This is a genomic window from Streptomyces sp. NPDC048479 (assembly GCF_040651435.1).
In the GTDB taxonomy this organism is placed as follows: Bacteria; Actinomycetota; Actinomycetes; order Streptomycetales; family Streptomycetaceae; genus Streptomyces.
On sequence record NZ_JBEZKA010000016.1, the window covers coordinates 105,879 to 126,176 of the forward strand.

18 protein-coding genes are annotated in these 20,298 nt (G+C 69.1%); 8 read left to right on the forward strand and 10 right to left on the reverse strand.

The features are described 5' to 3' along the window. Nucleotides 1-114 precede the first annotated feature (114 nt). The gene (locus tag AB0D12_RS24395; protein WP_362686598.1) at nucleotides 115-1,044 is read right to left on the reverse strand and encodes a GAF domain-containing protein; all 930 of its coding nucleotides are present in this window, start codon (nucleotides 1,042-1,044) and stop codon (nucleotides 115-117) included. A 1,049-nt stretch (nucleotides 1,045-2,093) separates the two neighbouring features. On the opposite strand from AB0D12_RS24395, the gene AB0D12_RS24400 reads away from it, so the two are divergent. Then, the gene (locus AB0D12_RS24400) at nucleotides 2,094-2,612 is read left to right on the forward strand and encodes a hypothetical protein (RefSeq protein ID WP_362686601.1); all 519 of its coding nucleotides are present in this window, start codon (nucleotides 2,094-2,096) and stop codon (nucleotides 2,610-2,612) included. Between the two features lie 820 nt (nucleotides 2,613-3,432). Then, the gene (locus AB0D12_RS24405) at nucleotides 3,433-4,311 is read left to right on the forward strand and encodes a hypothetical protein (RefSeq protein WP_362686604.1); all 879 of its coding nucleotides are present in this window, start codon (nucleotides 3,433-3,435) and stop codon (nucleotides 4,309-4,311) included. Between the two features lie 257 nt (nucleotides 4,312-4,568). Here AB0D12_RS24405 and moeZ read toward each other — a convergent pair whose 3' ends face one another. The 7 genes from moeZ to AB0D12_RS24440 all read right to left on the reverse strand — a co-directional run bounded on the left by moeZ (nucleotide 4,569) and on the right by AB0D12_RS24440 (nucleotide 13,252). Then, a complete protein-coding gene (gene moeZ, locus AB0D12_RS24410) occupies nucleotides 4,569-5,747 on the reverse strand; it encodes an adenylyltransferase/sulfurtransferase MoeZ (RefSeq protein ID WP_362686607.1) in 1,179 nt (392 codons plus the stop codon). Nucleotides 5,748-5,810: 63 nt separating this feature from the next. Next, the gene (locus AB0D12_RS24415) at nucleotides 5,811-6,599 is read right to left on the reverse strand and encodes a spherulation-specific family 4 protein (RefSeq protein ID WP_362686610.1); all 789 of its coding nucleotides are present in this window, start codon (nucleotides 6,597-6,599) and stop codon (nucleotides 5,811-5,813) included. Next, nucleotides 6,587-7,546, reverse strand: a complete 960-nt coding sequence (locus tag AB0D12_RS24420; protein WP_362686613.1) for an NAD-dependent epimerase/dehydratase family protein — start codon at nucleotides 7,544-7,546, stop codon at nucleotides 6,587-6,589. Before AB0D12_RS24420 ends, AB0D12_RS24415 begins: the two co-directional genes overlap by 13 nt. A 157-nt stretch (nucleotides 7,547-7,703) precedes the next feature. Next, on the reverse strand, nucleotides 7,704-9,002 hold the full coding sequence (locus AB0D12_RS24425) for a hypothetical protein (RefSeq protein ID WP_362686616.1): 1,299 nt from the start codon (nucleotides 9,000-9,002) through the stop codon (nucleotides 7,704-7,706). Further along, nucleotides 8,999-10,702 carry a DUF3492 domain-containing protein gene (locus AB0D12_RS24430; RefSeq protein ID WP_362686619.1) on the reverse strand — a complete coding sequence of 568 codons (1,704 nt, stop codon included), beginning with the start codon at nucleotides 10,700-10,702 and terminating at the stop codon, nucleotides 8,999-9,001. The genes AB0D12_RS24425 and AB0D12_RS24430 overlap by 4 nt, the downstream gene beginning before the upstream one ends. Nucleotides 10,703-10,965: 263 nt before the next feature. Next, on the reverse strand, nucleotides 10,966-12,279 hold the full coding sequence (locus AB0D12_RS24435; RefSeq protein ID WP_362686622.1) for a DUF3152 domain-containing protein: 1,314 nt from the start codon (nucleotides 12,277-12,279) through the stop codon (nucleotides 10,966-10,968). Between the two features lie 7 nt (nucleotides 12,280-12,286). Continuing rightward, the gene (locus AB0D12_RS24440) at nucleotides 12,287-13,252 is read right to left on the reverse strand and encodes an alpha/beta hydrolase (RefSeq protein ID WP_362686625.1); all 966 of its coding nucleotides are present in this window, start codon (nucleotides 13,250-13,252) and stop codon (nucleotides 12,287-12,289) included. Between the two features lie 124 nt (nucleotides 13,253-13,376). Between AB0D12_RS24440 and AB0D12_RS24445 the strand changes: the two genes are divergently transcribed. The 4 genes from AB0D12_RS24445 (at nucleotide 13,377) to AB0D12_RS24460 (ending at nucleotide 15,174) form a co-directional block, all read left to right on the forward strand. Next, on the forward strand, nucleotides 13,377-13,595 hold the full coding sequence (locus AB0D12_RS24445; protein ID WP_362686628.1) for a hypothetical protein: 219 nt from the start codon (nucleotides 13,377-13,379) through the stop codon (nucleotides 13,593-13,595). Nucleotides 13,596-13,747: 152 nt separating this feature from the next. Then, nucleotides 13,748-14,389, forward strand: coding sequence for a TetR/AcrR family transcriptional regulator (locus tag AB0D12_RS24450; protein WP_362686631.1), 642 nt, complete (start codon nucleotides 13,748-13,750; stop codon nucleotides 14,387-14,389). A 130-nt stretch (nucleotides 14,390-14,519) separates the two neighbouring features. Further along, on the forward strand, nucleotides 14,520-14,747 hold the full coding sequence (locus AB0D12_RS24455) for a DUF3107 domain-containing protein (protein WP_215095436.1): 228 nt from the start codon (nucleotides 14,520-14,522) through the stop codon (nucleotides 14,745-14,747). A gap of 157 nt (nucleotides 14,748-14,904) precedes the next feature. Then, nucleotides 14,905-15,174, forward strand: a complete 270-nt coding sequence (locus AB0D12_RS24460; protein ID WP_327325915.1) for a hypothetical protein — start codon at nucleotides 14,905-14,907, stop codon at nucleotides 15,172-15,174. A 50-nt stretch (nucleotides 15,175-15,224) separates the two neighbouring features. Here AB0D12_RS24460 and AB0D12_RS24465 read toward each other — a convergent pair whose 3' ends face one another. Further along, nucleotides 15,225-15,950 (reverse strand): ferritin-like fold-containing protein, encoded by a 726-nt coding sequence (locus tag AB0D12_RS24465; RefSeq protein WP_327325914.1) that lies wholly within the window; start codon nucleotides 15,948-15,950, stop codon nucleotides 15,225-15,227. 525 nt (nucleotides 15,951-16,475) lie between these two features. On the opposite strand from AB0D12_RS24465, the gene AB0D12_RS24470 reads away from it, so the two are divergent. Continuing rightward, nucleotides 16,476-18,410, forward strand: a complete 1,935-nt coding sequence (locus AB0D12_RS24470; RefSeq protein ID WP_362686636.1) for a DEAD/DEAH box helicase — start codon at nucleotides 16,476-16,478, stop codon at nucleotides 18,408-18,410. Between the two features lie 121 nt (nucleotides 18,411-18,531). Further along, nucleotides 18,532-19,371: an alpha/beta hydrolase gene (locus tag AB0D12_RS24475; protein ID WP_362686639.1), complete on the forward strand. Its 840-nt coding sequence runs from the start codon at nucleotides 18,532-18,534 to the stop codon at nucleotides 19,369-19,371. Here the strand turns inward: AB0D12_RS24475 and AB0D12_RS24480 are convergent. Continuing rightward, nucleotides 19,362-20,276 (reverse strand): NYN domain-containing protein, encoded by a 915-nt coding sequence (locus AB0D12_RS24480; protein WP_362686642.1) that lies wholly within the window; start codon nucleotides 20,274-20,276, stop codon nucleotides 19,362-19,364. The genes AB0D12_RS24475 and AB0D12_RS24480 overlap by 10 nt on opposite strands. Between the last annotated feature and the right edge of the window lie 22 nt (nucleotides 20,277-20,298).

Sequence of the window (20,298 nt, forward strand, 5' to 3'; positions counted from 1 at the left end):
ACGGTCGTGCGAAGGGCACTGTGACGGCGCCCCGACCGCTCGGCTGGACGAAGACCGCAGACGAGATCCTCGATGAAGTCGCCGCATGCTGCCGAAGAATCTCGGCCCAGGACACTAACGCCTCACGGCGAGTGCCACGCCCAACATCTTGGCGAAGACCTCGACCATCGTGACGTCGTCCTGGTGAAGGTCACCCGGCCTGAGGCAATCGACCGTCAGGAGCCCGAATCCCCTGTCACCTGCCGTGACCGGGCAGGTGATGTATGTCTTGTATGTGTCGCTGTCGGGCTTCCGGACCGCAGGCAGCTGATCAACATCGGGGACAAACTGGCTTGTTCCCTCATCGAGGGACTTCAGCAGCTCTCTGCCCCGAAGATCGGACTCCCTGAAGGTGGTTACTGGCGCGACATTTCGGCCAGACCATAAGTTATTTTGACACTTGATCTCACGCGCCCCCGGCGGCATGTTGGGGGTTTCTTCCAAGAAGCACGATCGCGCATCTGACGGACCGATCAAGTTGGCGGTGAGGGCGACGATGGCCAACTTGGTCTGCTGTTTGAGTCCGCGCCTTTCGATACTGTCGGAGCTGGAGACGATTTGGTCCAGGTTGAGCGCCAGCGGAACCAGGACGTCTTCGAACGCCCTACGTTGATTCTTAGTCGCGGCCTCGGCGGCCTGATGGGCCGTGACTACGCGCCGGTTAGCCAGCCAAACAGTTGTCAGCGTAGCTATCGCCCCGACGCTAGTGATCGTCCAGAACAACCAGCTGGCCATGCCTAGACCGATGACCATCTGAGCGACATACGCCAAGGCCGCCAACACGCCAGCAGCTATCAGGCCCTTACCCACTTGCAACCCCCCTCCCCCGGCGAAACGCCGGGCCACCAGAGTCACGAACGATACACGGAGAGTAGCCCAAGTGGGCGAAATCTGTTTCACCGCCGGGCTCTTCGGGTATTTCTCGGCTAGTGTGTCGAGCTGGCACACGTTGGCGCAGCCAGTCTCGACGTGCGTGATCGTCGCTTCATCCGTTTGCGGCTGCAAGGCTGCCCGGAGGCTGCGGCATCGATCACGCAGTGACAGGTTTCGTTGACCGATGATGACGAGCGCTCACCTCGGGGTCAAGGACGGAGCCCTATGGCCAGTCACGGTGACGAGGGAGCGCGCGACGCTGAGTCCTGGGGGGATTCGACTATGGCCACACCTGCAGGCGTTTGGAGCGGCATCGCTTTAGAAGCTGACCCTCGAATGAGGGAGTTTCGAGCTGACCCTGCTGCATATATGGAACAGCGCGCCCACACACTGCGGTCCGGTGATTTGGATGAGGAGGAGGCACGCCTCCTCAAGCAGAAGAATCAACGGCTCCGCGCGGCATTGTCCAATCTGTTGCATATTTTCCGCAACAAGTGACGTATGCGCCCGCGTTTGCCCGAGATCGTGTGCGGAGGTCACACTCGCCATCCTCCTTACTGCGTTGGTGGTGTAGGTCGCCCACTGGGAGCGGAACCTCATCGCAGCGTTGGAGCTGGGGACGTCGGCACTGCTGATGCGGATGCTGCTGTACAGCAGCGAAGTACAGCAACCACCGCGACCGGCTAAGCAACAGGCCAGAGGGCCCTTACCGAGTCGGTGAGGGCCCCTCTGACGTTGCTGCGAGTCGCCCTGTGCCACCGGCTGAGCCGCGCTTGAGCGAGGCCGTCACCGGAGTGCGTAGACCAGCGCGGGCATACGGACAGCTGCGGGCGTCAGCCGCTGCTCCCCGAGGGCAACACGCCACAGATCAGGGCACCACTCGCCCCGCCTCGCTCCTAAGGCGATGGGCAGATCGCCTGCTGTGCAGTCGAGTACGACAGGCACGCCCCAACTGACCGCCGGCAGCGGCAGGGCACCTTGACCAGTCGAGGAGGCCCAGGTAACCGCCCAGCCGGGTTGCTGACTTGAGTCATTGGACTCCTCCGCCGGCATCTGCACGGAAGCGCACTCACACGTCCTGGTCAGTTCGGCATCATGCCCTGAGGGCCCCATGGGCCTCATATACACCAAACTCCATCAACTTCAAGAACTGTCCAGAGGCGCGAGGATATGGTTTCTGTATGGAGACTTCAGCGATCACAACCAGTGTGGTCCTGCTGATAATTGGTGCCGCGGTGGGTCTCATTCCGACATACTTGATCGAACGAAAGAGGGAACGCCACGCCCTTGAAGTGCGATGGGATCTGCCACTCTATGGTTTATGTAATCAATGCGCGTCGGCAGCACGTCAGTTGGTGCACCTGGTACGCCGATACAACCGGACTCAAGATAGGGAGGAACACCAAAAGAAGGTCGATGAACAACACGCAAGGCTTCGATCCGTAGTACAGCAGATACGCATACTTGGTAGCCGGGAACAGCAAGCGGCTAGGGAAGTAGAACACCACGCCTGGTGGGTTAGAAACGTCCACGAAGGCGGAGAGGACGAATTGGCTGCATACTACGCGAACGCCACCCCCGAGGAGCGACTTCGCGAAGCAATGCGCAGACTCTTCGTTGCAGGCCGACGGCAGCTCGGTGTCAAGAAACCAGATGATGTCGCCAGCGATGATCCGATTGACCCTCGGCTCGGCGAGTAGCCCTCCAAAGCTGCTGCCGTCTCAGTTGTCCTCTGGAGAGTCCCAGAGCGCATCACCGACTTGCCGTAAAGACGGTCCGTGGACTATCCGTGGACGAGTGATCGCTAACCGGTCGACCACGAGTCCGTGACCTCTGCAGACGTCTAGGACCGAAGGAGCCTCCGAAGACCTGCATCCTCCCTGCCCCCCTCCATGTCAGCGAAGTCCGCGGGTCTTGAAGCGGCGCCCGCTGCGGCGTACCCACTTGGCCCGCCAAGCGGCAAAGGAATCCGTCCACTCGTCATCGGCACGCACGGGAGGGCCTTTTTGCTGGTCAGGGGCACCCTAGCGGGGCGGGCGCAGCGGACGCGTAAGCGCCGGACCGCCCCCGCGCCGGTCGGGGGATTGGTCCGGCGCTGTCCGGCTGTCACCGTGTTTCTGCGGGTGGCTGCGGGTGGCTGCGGGTGGCTGCGGGTGGCTGCGGGTGGCTGCGGGTGGCTGCGGGTGGCTGCGGAGAATACGCGGTGACGTTTCCGGTCCGGGTCAGCCTGTCAGCCCTCCCCTGCCTGTGCGGTGAGCCTGTCCGGCACCGTGTCGCGACGCATCCGGCCGGTCGGGTTCCGAGACGCTGAAGGTAAAGACCATCCCCGCTTCATGGCGCGTGCCGAACGCGTCACCTTCGTTTTCCGTATGACGAGGGACCAAGAGCACACCCGAACCCGCCCACCTCGCCGTCGCAAAGGATGCGGCGTTCCCGATCACTCACAAATCCGCTCACCCCCCACTCGAGGTCGTGCTCAGAGACAGCGTGACGTCGATGTACCAACTGGGAGCAACGAACATGGACAAGTCAGAAGTGCTGACCGACCTGGACGTCGCCAGCGCCGACAAATACGTCATGAAGAAGCTGCCAGAGGTAACCCTGGCCTTCTGGATCATGAAGATCGCCGCGACGACCCTCGGCGAGACAGCCGGCGACCTCTTCGCCCAGACCCTCAAGCTGGGCTACTTCTTGACCACGATCGCACTGTTCCTGATCTTCGTGGTCACCCTGGTCGTCCAGCTCAACTCCAAGCGGTACAACCCCTTCTTCTACTGGACCGTCATCCTGGCCACCAGCATGGCCGGCACCACGATGTCCGACTTCATGAACCGTGACGCCAGTGCCAAATTCCTCTCCAACGGGGCCACCTCGCTGGGCTGGGGCCCGCAGGGCCTGGGACTGGGTTACCCGGTGGGCGCCGCGATCCTGATCTCGATCCTGATCTCGATCTTCGCCGTATGGAAGTTCACCGGGATGACGTTCGTCATCCGGGACATCACAACGTTTCGCGGCGAGGCCCTGTTCTGGGCGGCGATTCTCGTGTCGAACACGCTCGGCACGTCCATGGGTGACTTCCTGTCCGACAGTTCCGGGCTCGGCTACCTGGGGGGCGCTCTCCTCGTCTCGGGACTGCTCGTGGTACTCCTCGCCCTCATGCGCGTACCGGTCGTACCGAACGTCCTGCTGTTCTGGGTCGCTTTCGTGCTCACCCGCCCGCTCGGGGCTACCGCGGGCGACTTCCTCACCAAGCCCATCGCCAAGGGCGGTCTCGACCTCGGCACGATGGGCTCATCTGCCGTGCTCCTCGCGGTCCTCATCGGCCTCATGGGCTACGCCCACATGCAGGAGCGCAAGACCGCCGACCCGGGCGGCAAGGTCGTGGCCCGCAATTCCTGAAACTCGGTCGGGAAGCGGCACGACTGCTGCTGGTTCACCCGACCTGCGCGCGTCGCGGGCAGGGCGGCAGCACACGCCGTTCTCAGGCGGGGCGACATCGAGTCCCGTGAAACCGATGACGGCCCTGCGCGAAGTCCGGGCCGTCTCTGGGCCGTGCGAGGGCGCCCGACGCCGACCAACAACGACAGAAGCCCACGGCACCTGACCTGGTCAGAGCCGTGGGCTTCTTCCGCCTTGCTGGTCAGCCGGAGGGCTGATTAATAGATCGGCTTGTCCGGCTCGATCTGGTTGACCCAGCCGATGACGCCGCCGCCGACGTGCACCGCGTCCGCGAAGCCCGCGGACTTGAGCACCGCGAGGACCTCCGCACTGCGGACACCCGTCTTGCAGTGCAGGACGATGCGCTTGTCCTGCGGAAGGTCCTGGAGGGCGGTGCCCATCAGGAACTCGTTCTTCGGGATCAGCCTGGCGCCGGGGATCGAGACGATCTCGTACTCGTTGACCTCACGGACATCGATGATGTCGATGTTCTCGCCGTCGTCGATCCACTCCTTGAGCTGCTTGGGAGTGATCGTCGAACCGAGCGCCGCCTCCTGGGCCTCCTCGGACACGACGCCGCAGAAGGCCTCGTAGTCGATGAGCTCGGTGACGGTGGCGTTCTCGCCGCAGACCGCGCAGTCCGGGTCCTTGCGGACCTTGACCTGGCGGTACTGCATCTCCAGGGCGTCGTAGATCATCAGCCGGCCGACCAGCGGGTCGCCGACCCCGGTCAGGACCTTGATCGCCTCGGTGACCTGGATGGAGCCGATGGACGCGCAGAGCACACCGAGCACACCGCCCTCGGCGCAGCTCGGGACCATGCCCGGCGGCGGGGGCTCCGGGTAGAGGCAGCGGTAGCAGGGCCCGTGCTCGGACCAGAAGACGGAGGCCTGGCCGTCGAAGCGGTAGATCGAGCCCCAGACGTACGGCTTGTTCAGCAGCACGCACGCGTCATTGACCAGATAGCGGGTCGCGAAGTTGTCCGTGCCGTCGACGATCAGGTCGTACTGGCTGAAGATCTCCATCACGTTCTCGGCCTCGAGCCGCTCTTCGTGGAGGATCACATTCACGTACGGGTTGATGCCGAGCACCGAGTCCCTGGCGGACTCGGCCTTGGAGCGGCCGATGTCGGCCTGGCTGTGGATGATCTGGCGCTGCAGGTTCGACTCGTCGACCTCGTCGAACTCCACGATGCCGAGCGTGCCGACGCCGGCGGCGGCCAGGTACATGAGGGCAGGCGAGCCCAGACCGCCCGCGCCGACGGCGAGCACCTTGGCGTTCTTCAGCCGCTTCTGCCCGTCCATCCCGACATCGGGGATGATCAGGTGGCGGGAGTACCTGCGGACCTCGTCGACGGTGAGCTCAGCAGCTGGCTCGACCAGGGGTGGCAGCGACACGGAGACTCCGTTGGTCGGTAAGTCAGTACGGTGGTTCTCTCCGTAACACTGCCACGCCCCCTCTCATTCCGAGACACCCGGTCCGATCCGCGAGACGATTTCGTCCCAGTAGCCGGGCAGCGCCTCGAATGCTCCCTTATGTTCGCTTCGGCCCTTGCCGCCGGAACGGTCGGTGAAGAAGATCGTTCCGGCGCCCTGCCAGCGGGCGATACGCGTGGCCTCCTCCAGGTGGGTCCGTGGCACACCGTGGACGAAGTGCACAAAGCGCTCGGGCGGGTGGTCCGCCGTCCACTCCGCCACCTGCGACCAGCGGTAGTCGGTCCATGGCCCGGAGAAGGTGACCAGCTGGTCGGCGACCTCCGCGTAGCCGGGATACGGGTGCGAGCCGTGCCCGAGCACCAGATGCCCGCCGTCGAGGACCGCCTCCAGCGTCGCCGTCGTACGCCGCACCTCGTGCAGGTCTGCACGGTCCGTCGGGCAGCGGTCCAGCAGGAAGCCGTCGACCTGGTACCACTCGAGAAAGCGGTGCGCGTCGGAGACGAGATCGCCGAATGATCGCGAGCCGTGTGCCAGGTCGAGATGGCCGAGGACGCGTACGCCCGCGTTGCGCAGCCTGCCCGCGGCCTCCAGACAGTGCGGGTCGGGACGGTCGCCGGGGCCGTCGTCGACATTGAGGACCACCCAGTGCAACGGCGTTCCCGGCCGGGTCAGTCCGGCCCATTCGACGGGGGCGAGCAGCGGGTGGGCGTAGCCGGGGATGCCGAAGCCGAGCCTCCCCCAGACTTCGTCCGGGGGGACCTCCCTCGCTGCGGTCGTCGAGGGCTGGGCGCCCGTGCTGGTCAGATGCGGCATGCCGCCTCCATCCAGATGTCGGCGAGGGACTCTTCCAGGTTGATACGGGGGCGCCAGCCGAGCCGGTCGCGGGCGGTGCGCACATCCGCCTGCTGCCAGCTGCCACAGCCGTCGGGGTACGGCGCCGGGGGCACGGACAGGTGGTCCAGTACGGATTCGGTACGCGGGGCGCCGATGGAAGGCCGGCCCGACGGCGCGTCCAGCTCGTGCAGTCCACCGGCGTAGCCGGCGACCCGGGCGAGGACGGCGGCCGCGTCCCTCAGCCGTACGGCGCGTCCCGTACCGATGTTGACCACGCCCTGCGCGGCGGAGAGCGAGGCGGCGTGCACGGCGCGCGCCACGTCCCGTACGTCGACGAAGTCGCGCTGCACGCCGAGGCCGCTGAGCTTCAGCTCGCCGTCGCCGGACTGCATGGCGCGGCGCATCGCCTCGGCGAGGCGGCCGAGCGGGGATCCTGCCGGGGTACCGGGGCCGATGGGCGAGAAGACGCGGAGTACGACGGCGTCCAGGCCGGCCCCGAGCACCAGCTCGGTGGCGGCGAGCTTGCTCACTCCGTACGGGCCGCCGGGACGCGGGATCGCGTCCTCCGCCGTCGACGATCCCTGCTGGGACGGCCCGTACTCGGAGGCGCAGCCGAGCTGAACGAGCCGGGCGCCGCAGCCACTGCGGCGCAGGGCCTCGCAGACGGTGGCGACGGCAACGGTGTTGTGGCGGGTCAGTTCGCGGGCGCCGCCGCGGGTGGCGCCGGCGCAGTTGACGACGACCCCGGGGTGGACGGCGCCGAGGAAGCGGGTGAGCGCGCCCGGGCTCCCGCCGGCGAGGTCGAAGCGTACGTCGGCGTCGTCGCCGCGCCCGAGGGCCGTGAGGTGCACGGCCGGGTCGGCGAGCAGCCGGTCGGCGACGAAGCGGCCGAGGAATCCATTGGCACCGAGCAGTAGCACCCTCATCGCGCGGCCGCCCCTCGGTGCCGACGGGCCGGGGCTGGGGGTAGGGGGGTCATGTCGCTTTCTCCTTAGGGATGTTGCTGTCGATGCAGTACTGGGCGCAGGAATCGGGTACGCACGCGGTGTCGGGTACGCACGCGGTGTCGGCCCCGCAGCAGGTTCAGACGCTGTGCGCCGAGGCCCTGGACAGCGCCGCGGTGGCGTGGGCCAGCAGGCCGAGGGCGGCGGCGCCGCAGGCGAGAGCGGGTACGGCTCCGCTGCCCCAGGCTCCGACTGCCGCCTCGACCGGGCTCGCCAGGAAGCCGCAGCCAGGGAGGCGTCCGGCCAGCAGGAGGGCGGGGGCGGCGACTTCGACGGCGCAGGCGGCGGCGAGTCCGGCGGCGGCGGAATCGGGGAAGCCGTGGACGATGAGCAGTCGCGCGAGGAAGAGCAGGGTGCCGAGGGCGACGGCGGGGACGAGGGCCTTGTGAGGGAGGACGAGGCCGGTGAGCACGAGGAGCGTGGTGAGGGCGCAGACGTACAGCGCGACGACGCCGAGGAGCAGCGGACGCGCGCCGGAGGCGAACTCCTCGAGTCCGCGGCTGCCGTCGAGCCTGCGCCGCGCCTGTACGGAGAAGAGGCGCGCGCACCAGGCCGCGGGGGCGACGGCGAGTGCGAGTCCGACGAGCGGGGCCGGCGCCATGGGCCAGGAAGCGTCGGGACCGCCGCCGATGAGCTGGGCCTGCACCCCTTCGCCGTACACCGCGTACACGAGCAGCCAGAGTGTCCACAGGCGTACGGCGGGGACGGTGCGTCCCTGGACGCGCAGCGGTCCGCGGCGCAGGCAGAGCGCGAGGGCGACGGCGACTCCGGACACGCCCACTGCCCCTGCCGCGAGCCGGACCGTGCCTTCCGCAACCTCTATGGGCTCCATGGACTGCATGGCGACGGCGAGGGCGCAGACGGCACCCGGCAGCAGCGTGAGGAGTGCGTGTCCGGCGCGGCCGGGCCCTCGTCCGGCGCTCGGACCGGCGGCGCGCGCCGGTCGTTCGGCGGCCTGTGTCGATTCCCCTCCGCGCGGTACGCGCGCGTACAGCTCCTCGGCGAGCGAGAAGACGTCCCGGTGGCGGAAGCGGGCGGCGGTCCGGTCGGTGACGCCGTGCGCCTCTAGACCGGCGGCGATCTCCAGGGGGTCGACGGCCCGTTCGCACAGCTCGCGGTGGCGGTGCATGAGCGCCTTGACGGGGTCGGCGGGGCCGCGGCGGGCAGCGGGCTTGCGCGTCTTCGCGGGCCCGTCCGCCCGGACCTCGGCGAGCAGGGCCTCCGGCTGGGTGTCCGAGTGGGCCGCCGAGTGGGTGTCCCAGCCGCTCGCACCGACGGGTGATCCGCGTTCGTCGGCGGCTGCGCTCGCGGCGGTACGGAACGCACTGCGGGACGTACCGGGTGGCGTACTGCGGGACGTACTTCGGGACGTACTCATGCGCGGGCCTCCTTCGCGGTTGTCAGCGCGCCGACGAGCCGCGGCCGGTCCGCCCAGCGGGGGGTTCGGGCGCCCGATGCGGTGCCCCCGCCCGTCCAGTGACATGGCACATACGCCTCGGCGGGACGGGCGAAGGGCAGCGGCTCACCGTCCGCGTTCACCGCCTCCCGCTGTACCGGGGAGTGCGAGATCAGCTCCAGGTAAATGCCGCGAAATGCCGTCAGGTTCTGCTCGATCGTGAAGAGCTCGAGCGCACGGGCCCGGGCGGCCGCGCCGAGCCGTTCACGGCGCTCGGGGTCGCGCAGTAGCGCGAGGCAGGCTTCCGCCAGGGCCCGCGGATTGCGCGGGGGCACCACAAGCCCTGTACCGCCGATGACTTCGACGACCGCGCCGACGTCCGTGGAGACCGTCGCGCGGCCGCAGAACATCGCCTCGACCAGGCTGATCGGGAAGCCCTCGACGACACTGGACAGGACGACGACTCCGCCGGAGGCGTACGCGTCGGCCAGCTCGGGCGCCTCGGGTCCGCCGATCTCCTCGAAGGAGACCGGGTTGTCGCCGACGGCGTGCGCGTCGGCCGCCTCGTCGGGGAAGAGCTGGGCGGCCAGCGCCTTGCAGTGGGCGAGATAGGTCCTGGCCTCCGGCCCCTGCACCGGCGCGCCGAAGAGCCGCAACCGCGCCTGCGGCTCCTGCTTGCGCACTTCCGCGAAGGCATGCAGCAGTGCGATGAGGTCCTTGGCGGGCTCGATCCGGCCGACCCAGACGAGGGTGTGCGGGTCGCTGCTGCCGTCGCCCTCCCCCGCAGCCTCCCCCACCGATTCCCCGACCGCCGCGAAGCGGTCCACCTCCATGCCGGGGTAGACGGTCCGCAACTTGGCGCGGTCGGCGCCGCACTTCTCCTGCCAGCGGCGTGCATGCGTATTGCCGGGCGTGATGACGGACGCCTGCCGGTACACCTCGGCGGCCAGCCGGCCCTGGAAGGCCGCGAGCAGGGCCCGTACGGGCGCGGTCAGCTCGCCGTCCCTCGCCGCGAGGTAGTGCGCGCGCAGTTGTACGCCGTACTCGGTGACCAGCAGTGGGACGCCGAAGAAGCGTTTGGCCAGCAGGCCGGGCAGGGCGGCGGAGCCGCCGGACGCGGCATGGCACAGGTCGACCGCACCGAGGCAGTCAGCGCCGTACCAGTCGAGCGAGAGCGGGCGCAGAGCGCGCTCCAACTGGTCGACGAAGGCGAGGTAGTCGGGGACGGTGGCGGCGTGCACGGTGCGGCGCGTGCCGGGGGCACGGCAGGCGGATTCGAGGACACGCACGGCAAGTTCGGAGCGAAGTGCGGCGTAGAGCCCGCCGCGTTCACGCGCCAGTTCGGCGAGTCCGTACAGCGCGTCGGCGAAGCCTTCGCCCTGGCCCTCGCCCTCCGTGCAGACGGCGGTGGCGAGCTCCTTGAAATGGCCGACGAAGCGACGTCGTTCGTGCCGTCCGTACGTATGTCCGTCGTCCTCGGGCGCCCACAGCGGAGCCGTGCGCACCCGCTGCACCTGCGGCGGGAGCTGGATCCAGCCGTGGTCCTCCTGCTGGGCGCTGCGGCTCAGCGCGTAGACGTCGAACTCGTGCTGCGCGAGCCCGCGCACAAGCCGGTCGCACCACAGCCTGGACTCACCCGTCGCATATGGATAACCACCGTCCGTAAGCAGTCCGATCCGCACCAGCGCACCCCCGATCTCCCTTGTGGGCGGCCGCCGTTGGTCCGGCGGCTCACAGCGGGACGACGGTAAGCGGATACGCCGGTGACGCGACGGACGGTTGTCCATCACGCCACCAGAAGGGGTGAATGCACGTAACTTTCCCACCCCGGTAGCGTTCAGTCGCGCTACGGGGCGCTGCAGTTACGGAGTGTAAGTCTGCGGCCAGCTCCTTGACGTGCGGTGGCGCGGGCCGGATGCGAGACGCCCGTCTCGCACTCTGGGGCTCAACCGCCTGGATGCACCCAGGGGTTGGGCCGGCACTTGATCCCGTCGATGTCGAGGGACTTGGTCTGCTGCTGCATGACAGGCGCGAGCGCGCCCGGCGTGCGGCAGTTCACATGACCGTGCCCGAGCCGGTGCCCGACCTCATGGTTGATGAGCATCTGCCGGTAGGTGAACATCGCCTCGTCGCCGTATGTCGCCGAGCCCTGAGCCCACCGGTACGCATTGATCATCACGCGGTCGGTCGACGCCGAATCACAACTGACGTTGTCGACGCTCGTGTCCAGATCGGATTTGGCGCACCAGGTCGCCGTGGTCCCGGGACTGGCGAGCGTGATCACGAATTCCGGCTCCCCCGACGAGATCCGCTCGAAGGTCATCGCCCCGCCGTGCGCCCAGCTCCGGTCGTCGTTCAGGGTCTGCTGGACCGCCTTGGCGAACAGCGCGCCGTCCAGACCGAGGCCCTTTTCGATATCCACCCGGTAGCGGATCTTGCGGCCCCTGCCCGGCGCCTTGTCGAAGCCGGGCACCGCCTCGAAGTCACCCGTCGCCGTCAGTTTGGGGTTGATCGGGAACCGGGCGGCCATCAGTTGCGCGTACGCGGCAGGGACCGCGGGTTTCACCGCGCCGTCGGGCGGCGCCTGCCGACCGTTCGAGCGGGATGCCGGGCTCTCCGCCCCCGCACGGTCCTTGCCCGCGGCCTGTGCGCTCGGCTTCTCCGGACCGTCCGAGGCGACGTGGCCGGCCACGACGACCGCGAGCACCGTGGTCACCGCGGCGGCCGCGATGCCGGTGAAGGCGCGCCCCTTGCCACCCCTGGCCGGCTTCTCCTCGCTCGCTTCGGTCGCGGCTTCGGTGGCCTGATCCGGCTCGTCGCCCCATTCGGTGACGGAGGCGTACGGGTCGGGCTCCTGGCCGGTTGCGGGCCGGGGCTGCTCGAAGGCCTCGACGAACTCCCGTCGCGGGCCCGGTATCCGGGCCGCTCCCGAGGCGGTCGTCCGCGGCGGCGGCACCGGCGTCTGCACCCGCTGCCGGCCGCCGCCCTGCCGGTCCCCGTACCCCTGCGGCGGTACACCCCAGCCACCGCCCGCTTCATGCTGCTCGGGGTGTCCACCGCGGGCCTGCGGCATGCCATAGCCGGAGGAGCCATGCTGTTCAGGACCCGGCGCGGCGTTGCGTCTGCGCCGTCCACTGCCGGGGCTCGAACCCACGGCTTCCCACTCGCCGGTGCCGGATACTCCGGGGCCGGGTATACCGGCGCTGCTTCCGGAGTCGGAGCCCTTGGGCGCGGCGCCTTTGCGGCTGTGTCGTCCCACCCCCGGATCAGCTCCTGTCGCAGTCGTTCAGCAGGTCCCGGAAAGCCTGGGCGACCGTTTCCGGGTACTCCATCATGGCAACATGCCCGGCGTCCGGGAGCGTCAACAGCCGGGAATCCCGGAAGGCCGCCGCTGCCTTGCGCGCCATACGGTACGAGACGAGCTGATCCCGCCCTCCGTAAACAAGCAGCGTCGGCGCGAGCACCCGCTCCGCCTGCCGCCACAGCCCATGCTGTCCACCCAAGGTGTACGCGTCGACAATGCCGCGCGCGGAACGAGTCATCGCATCCCAGAAGTACGGGAGGCGCATACGCCGCTCCATCTCCTCCACAGCATTGCGCAGCCCTTCGTCGTCGACCCGCGAGGGGTCCCCGTAGCAGAGCGCCATCACGCCTTTGGTGCGCTGCTCGGCCGTCCAGTCCTTGGTCAGTCTGCCGAACAGCGAGGCGCCCCCGGGCAGTGCCATCAACGCGGTGGGCACGGCGGAGCGCTGCACGCGGAGCTCCGGCAGCGCGGGCGAGACGAGCGTGAGCGTGCGCACCAGATCGGGCCGGGCGGCCGCGACACGGGTGGAGACCGCTCCGCCCAGGGAGTTTCCGAAGAGATGTACGGGGCCACGGCCCCGGGCGTCCAGATAGTGGATCACCGCTCTGGCGTGGGCGGTGAGGGAGTAGTTGCCGTCGTCCGGCGGCGGGGAGTCCCCGAAACCGGGCAGGTCGATTGCCTCACCGTCCAGGATGTCTTCGAGCAGCAGCATCAGCGCCGACCAGTTCAGCGAGGAGCCACCGAGCCCGTGCACATACAGGGCGGGCGCGAGGCCGGAGCGCGTCGGCGGCCTGGATCTGACGGTGAGCGTCAGTCCGGGCAGCGTCGCGGAGCGCAGCTCCTCGCCCTCCGCGACCCGGACGGTCGCGACCTTGGGGGCCACGGCGGCGTTGACGGCGCGTACTCCCGGCAGCTCGGTCGAAGGCATGCGGGCAATGTTACGAGACGATCACACACTGGATCGTGTGTTCGGCGTCACACACCGCGTAGCGTCATGAATGAGTACCTCCTACGCTCGTAGGAAGGGCACTATCCATGGAAAGCGGTGCCGCATGTCTGTCGACCCCACAGACCCGGATACCTTCGATGCAAACGACCAGGAGGCCGTGCTCGACGAAGAGGTTCCCGAAGCCGACGCGGCCGAGCAGCTCGCGGATGTGCTGCCCGACGACGACGACCGTGTGGACATCGTCGACCTGGACTCCGCGAATGAGGCCGATGCCGCGGAACAGGCCCGCGTAGTCGCCCTCGACGAGGACGACTACCGGTGACCTGCCCCTCTTTGCCCCTGTATCGGGAGCTACCGCGACTGTCCGGTCCGTGAAATTCTGCGTCCGCACCACGCACAGCCGGGTTACCCAAAAGTACGATGGCGGCGCGGCGCGGCGCACAGCGCGCAAGGAACAATTTTTTGGGAGGCGGCGTGACAGCCATCGAGCAGACAGAGGCAGCGCGCCCGCGGGGCACGCGCCTGCCACGCCGAGCCCGCCGGAACCAGCTTCTGGGCGCTGCCCAGGAGGTTTTCGTGGCGCAGGGCTATCACGCGGCCGCCATGGACGACATCGCCGAGCGGGCCGGCGTCAGCAAGCCCGTGCTCTACCAGCACTTCCCGGGCAAGCTCGAGCTCTATCTGGCGCTGCTCGACCAGCACTGCGAGTCGCTGCTGCTCTCGGTCCGTACGGCGCTTGCGTCGACGACCGACAACAAACTGCGCGTCGCGGCGACGATGGACGCCTATTTCGCGTACGTCGAGGACGAGGGCGGGGCCTTCCGGCTGGTCTTCGAGTCGGACCTGACGAACGAGCCCGCGGTGCGCGAGCGCGTGGACCGGGTCTCGCTGCAGTGCGCGGAGGCGATCTCCGACGTCATCGCCGAGGACACGGGCCTGTCCAAGGAAGAGTCCATGCTGCTGGCCGTCGGCCTCGGCGGCGTCTCCCAGGTGGTCGCCCGCTACTGGCTCTCCAGCAGCTCCGGCATCCCGCGCGACACGGCGGTGCAGCTGCTGACGTCGCTGGCGTGGCGGGGCATCGCGGGCTTCCCGCTGCACGGCACCGAGCAGCACTGACCGAGGACCGGGGGGTGTTCGCTCCTGGCGTTTCCCGGGGACGCCTGCCGTGTCCCCTCGCCGGGCTAATGTGTGCTGCGTACAGCGCGGCTGACCGCGCAACACACTGACCGTTCGGAGGGACATAGCCGTGGAGGTCAAGATCGGCGTGCAGCACGCGCCCCGGGAGATCGTTCTGGAGAGCGGGCAGTCCGCCGAGGAGGTCGAGCGCGCGGTCGGCGATGCGCTGGCCGGCAAGGCGCAGCTGCTCAGTCTCTCGGACGACAAGGGCCGCAAGGTCCTCGTACCGGCCGACCGGATCGCGTACGTCGAGATCGGCGAGCCGGCGACGCGGCGCGTGGGCTTCGGCGCACTGTAGGGCGTCGCAAGCGACTGGAGCGTGACAGAAGAGGGCCCGGCGGGAAATCCCCCGCCGGGCCCTCTTCCGCTGTCCCGGGAGGGTTGTTTTCCGCGGGCGCCGGGTAATACGGGCTACGACCGTTTTGCCTGCACCGGCGTCCGTGAGGTGATCAGCAGTGCTCTTGGAAACGCTCGGTTCAGTCCTGCTCGGACTCGCCCTCGCCTGGGCCGCTGCCCGTCACCTGTCCGAACGTCTCCCGGCACGCCGTGTGGTCTTCGCCACAGGCACGCTCGGCGCCCTCTTCGGCGGCTATGTGACGCATGCCGCGCTCGGTCCCGGCCACACTCTGGCGACGCTGGTGGGCGCGGTGGCGATCGGAGCCGTACTGCTCTCGCTGCTGATCCGGCCGTCGACGCGGCGGCTCCGTCGCGCGTTCCCTTTCTGAGTCCGCACGACCGGCCGCCGACGCCGCCGGGGAAACCGTAGGGGCGGAGGCTAGGCCGCGAGGCCCAGCGCCGCCATCCGCTTGGTGTGCGCCTCGGTGATCCGGGAGAACATCCGGCCCACCTCCGCGAGGTCGAAGCCGCCCGCCACACCGCCCACGAGCATCGTGGAGAGCGCGTCGCGGTCCGCCACCACCCGCTGGGCCTGCGAGAGCGCCTCGCCCATCAGGCGGCGCGCCCACAGCGCCAGCCGTCCGCCGACCCGCGGCTCGGCCTCGATCGCGGCGCGGACCTTCTCGACCGCGAAGTTGCCGTGACCTGTGTCGTCGAGCACCGCAAGCACCAGGGCGCGGGTGTCGGTGTCCAGCCGGGCCGCGACCTCACGGTAGAAGTCGCTGGCGATCGAGTCGCCGACGTACGCCTTGACCAGGCCCTCCAGCCAGTCGGATGGCGCGGTCTGGCGGTGGAAGTCGTCCAGGGCCTGGGCGAACGGCTCCATCGCGGCGGTCGGCTCGGCGTCGATGGAGGTGAGGCGGTCGCGCAGCTGCTCGAAGTGGTGGAACTCGGCGGAGGCCATCTTCGCCAGCTCGGCCTTGTCGCCCAGCGTCGGCGCGAGCTTGGCGTCCTCGGCGAGCCGCTCGAAGGCTGCCAGCTCGCCGTAGGCGAGCGCGCCCAGCAGATCCACGACGGCGGCGCGGTACTGGGGGTCTGCGGACGCCGTGGCCCAGTCCTGGGCGGCGATTCCGGTGGGTTCAGTGGCGTTGTCAGGCGTCTCCATGAAGCGCACAATAGCCCGCTCATCGTGAGGCGGAAGGGCCTGGTCAGCCACGTCCGTAGCGTGGTTCCTACGAATTCACCCAACACACATGCGCGATTCCGGGGTACAGTGGTAATGCGCCTGTCGAGCGTTTTAGCTACTCGGCGGGCGATCCCAGTGTATGACTGGGGGATTTGCTCCCTCAGAGCCCCCTTGAGGATGCCCGGTCGGTGGCCCGATCGGCTCCGCCCCGACCGCCCTCCGCGCGGACCGTGCGCACAGTTGCGTACGACCGCAGATGAGGGGCCCCCTCAGCGGCACGAGCGCTCGAGCGAAGGCAGTGGTCCCGCGCCATCCGGCCAATCCACGGCCGGCCCAGTACCCAGGTGCGGTACGACCCCCATTCGTTCGCCTCATGCCGCGTCTCACAGAAGAGGCAACACCCTGACTACGCAGCCCACGACTTTCCGGGATCTTGGGATCCTTCCCGAGACCGCCGAGGCCCTCGAAGCCGTCGGCATCCTTACCCCGTTCCCCATCCAGGAGATGACGCTCCCCGTCGCGCTCTCCGGCACCGATGTCATCGGCCAGGCCAAGACCGGCACCGGCAAGACGCTCGGTTTCGGTCTGCCGCTGCTGGAGCGTGTCACCGTCCCCGCGGACGTCGAGGCCGGCCGGGCGCAGCCCGAGCAGCTGACCGACGCCCCGCAGGCGCTGGTGGTCGTCCCCACCCGCGAGCTGTGCCAGCAGGTCACCAATGACCTGCTGACCGCCGGCAAGGTCCGTAACGTCCGCGTTCTCGCGATCTACGGCGGCCGTGCGTACGAGCCCCAGGTCGAAGCGCTCCGCAGGGGCGTCGATGTGATCGTCGGCACCCCCGGCCGCCTGCTCGACCTGGCCGGCCAGCGCAAGCTCGACCTCTCACATGTGCGCGCGCTCGTCCTCGACGAGGCCGACGAGATGCTCGACCTGGGCTTCCTGCCCGACGTCGAGAAGATCATCAACATGCTGCCGGCCAAGCGCCAGACCATGCTGTTCTCGGCGACCATGCCGGGTGCGGTCATCGGCCTCGCCCGTCGCTATATGTCGCAGCCGACGCATATCCGCGCCACCTCGCCGGACGACGAGGGCGCGACCGTCGCCAACACCGCCCAGCACGTCTTCCGGGCCCACTCCATGGACAAGCCGGAGCTGGTCTCGCGCATACTGCAGGCCGAAGGCCGCGGGCTCGCGATGATCTTCTGCCGTACGAAGCGGACTGCGGCGGACATCGCCGAGCAGCTCGAGCGTCGCGGCTTCGCCTCCGGCGCGGTCCACGGCGACCTGGGCCAGGGCGCGCGTGAGCAGGCGCTGCGGGCCTTCCGCAACGGCAAGGTCGACGTCCTCGTCTGCACGGACGTCGCGGCGCGTGGTATCGACGTCGAAGGCGTCACGCACGTCATCAATTACCAGTCGCCCGAGGACGAGAAGACGTTCCTCCACCGCGTCGGCCGCACCGGCCGCGCGGGCGCCAAGGGCATCGCGATCACGCTGGTCGACTGGGACGACATCCCGCGCTGGCAGCTGATCAACAAGGCGCTGGACCTGAACTTCCCCGACCCGGTCGAGACGTACTCCACGTCGCCGCACCTGTACGAGCAGCTGAACATCCCGGCCGGCACGAAGGGCGTACTGCCCCGTGCCGAGCGGACCCGTGCGGGTCTGCGCGCCGAGGAGGTCGAGGACCTGGGCGAGACCGGCGGCCGCGGCCGCAAGTCGGCGTCGTCGGCCCCGGCTCGCGAGGAGCGACCTGCCCGTACCCGCACGCCGCGCCAGCGCCGCCGCACACGCGGCGGGTCGACACCGGACGGCGTCGAGCCGACGACGACGGTGACGGACACGGCCGCGCCGGAGTCCGCGGAGCCTTCGACGGAGCCGCGTACCCCGCGCCGTCGTCGCCGCACCCGAGTGGGAGCACCGGCCGCGGCCGAGGCGACAGCTGTCGTGGAGACCGTCGAGTTCACCGATGTCGAGGTCACGGAGGAGCCGAAGCCTCGTCGCCGGACGCGTGCCACGAAGGCGGTCGACACGGTCGAGGCGGCTGAGGTCGCTACCGAGGTCGAGGCCGAGCCGGAGACCAAGCCGCGTCGCCGTACCCGTGCCGCGAAGGCCGTGGACACGGTCGGGGCAGTGGCGGCCGAGGTCGAGGCGGAGCCCAAGCCCCGTCGCCGTACCCGTGCCGCGAAGGCGGTCGACACCGTCGAGGCAGTGGCGACCGAGGTCGAGGCCGAGCCGGAGACCAAGCCCCGCCGCCGCACGCGCGTGGCCAAGGCCGTCGACACGGTCGAGGCTGTCGGCACGGATGCCGAGGCGAAGCCCCGCCGCCGGACGCGCGCTGCGAAGGCCGTGGACACGGTCGAGGCAGTGGCGACCGAGGTCGAGGCGGAGCCCAAGCCGCGCCGCCGCACCCGCACGACGAAGGCTGCCCAGCCCGAAAGCTGACGCACCAGCAGCCCCGATGGCCCGGCCCCCACTATGGGAGCCGGGCCATCGGCGTCTTGGAACAACCGCGTAACCCGTGCCCGGAGCGCCGCAACCGCCCCGCCCCCGTTAGCCTCGTCGCATGAGCCGGCCGCCCACCTTCACCCCGCCCCCCTGCGCCCGCCACCGCGCGCTCGCCACCGCACGCGGCACCTTCGCCGTGCTCGACGCGCAGCCCGTCGGCGACGTCTTGGGCACCGCCCTGCTCCTGCCCGGGTTCACCGGGAGCAAGGAGGACTTCATCGCGCTGCTGGAGCCACTTGCCGAGGCCGGCTACCGCAGTGTCGCCGTCGACGGACGCGGTCAGTACGAGACCGATGGATCCGACGACCAACAGGCGTACGCGCAGGGCGAGTTGGCCCAGGACGTACTCGCCCAGGCCGAAGCCGTCGGCGGACCCGTGCATCTCCTCGGGCACTCCCTCGGCGGTCAGATCGCGCGCGCCGCCGTGATCCTCGACGCCGCCCCGTTCACCACACTCACGCTCCTGTCCTCCGGCCCAGCCCAGATCACCCCGGCCCAGCAGCAGAAGGTCAAGCTGCTGAGCGACGCTCTCTCGGTGATGGGGATGGACCAGGTCTGGGAAGCGATGAAGGCGCTCGATCCGCCGGAGGACGCCGAGACCGACGGCGAGGAACTCCGCCGCCGCTGGCTGCGCCACAACCCGGCCCAACTGATCGCCACCGGCCGCCTGCTGACCGTCGAACCGGACAGGGTCGCCGAGCTCGCCGCCGTACAGCCGCTGCCCAAGCATGTGATGTCCGGCGAACGGGACGACACCTGGCCCGTGCCACTTCTCGACGCGATGGCGCAGCGCCTGGGCGCCCACCGGACGGTCATCACGGGCGCCGAGCACTCACCGAACACCGACCGCCCCCTCGAGACAGCCGCAGCCATCGCCGGCTTCTGGGATCAGTACTGAGCCTGAAGGTGCTGCCAGAAACCGTCCCGCAGCGCCCGCCGCAGCACCGCATGCCCCCGCAGCGACCGCTGCAGCACCCTCTCCGCCTCGATCAGCAGGTCCTGGTCCACCGGGCCCGGCAGATACGGGTGACCCGGCAGCAGCTCCGCCATCGCCTCCCGGCCCCGTTCCGCCAGCCATGTCGCCGCGATCTGCGCGCCCACGAAGCGCACCTCGTCCCGCGACGGCGGCGGCGCGCCCTCGTTCTCGTACGTCGTGACCGGGCGGCGCGTGATGTACGGCCGGCAGAAGTCCAGGTCGAACGTCCGCTGGCTGTCCACCTCCCACAGCAGCGGCTCCGCCTGATTGCGCCCCTCCGAAGCCTCGATGCCCCACAGATGCACCCGCGCCCCGTACCCCTGGGCCGCCTCGACCGCCGAGACCAGGTCCTCGTCACCACCGACGAGCGCCGCGTCGCTGATCGCGCGGTGCCGGGCGAGCGACTCCAGATCCGTGCGTATGAGTGAGTCGACGCCCTTCTGCTGGTTGTTCGCGTTGAGGTTGCCGAGGCGCACCTTGACATCGGGCAGCTCCGCTATGGACTGCTGCTCGGGGGTGTGGATACGGCGCCGGGCCCCGTCGTACCAGTAGACCCGCAGCAGCCTGCTGTCCGCGAAGATCGTGCGGGCCTTGTCGATGAAGGCCTCGATCAGCCCCTCCGCGTCCAGGTCGAAGGAACGCCGGTCCTCGGTGCCCGCGACAAGCAACCCGGCCGCAGCATAGACGTAACCTGCGTCAACGAAGATGGCATGGGTAGAAGGGGTCTTCGCGACCTCGGCGAGCATCCGCTGCAGGAGCTCATTGGTGCGCTCCAGGCGGGCCCTGATGTCAGTGGTCTCTGCGTCATCTGCACGGTGCTCATTCATACGGTGCTCATTCTCCGTGGCC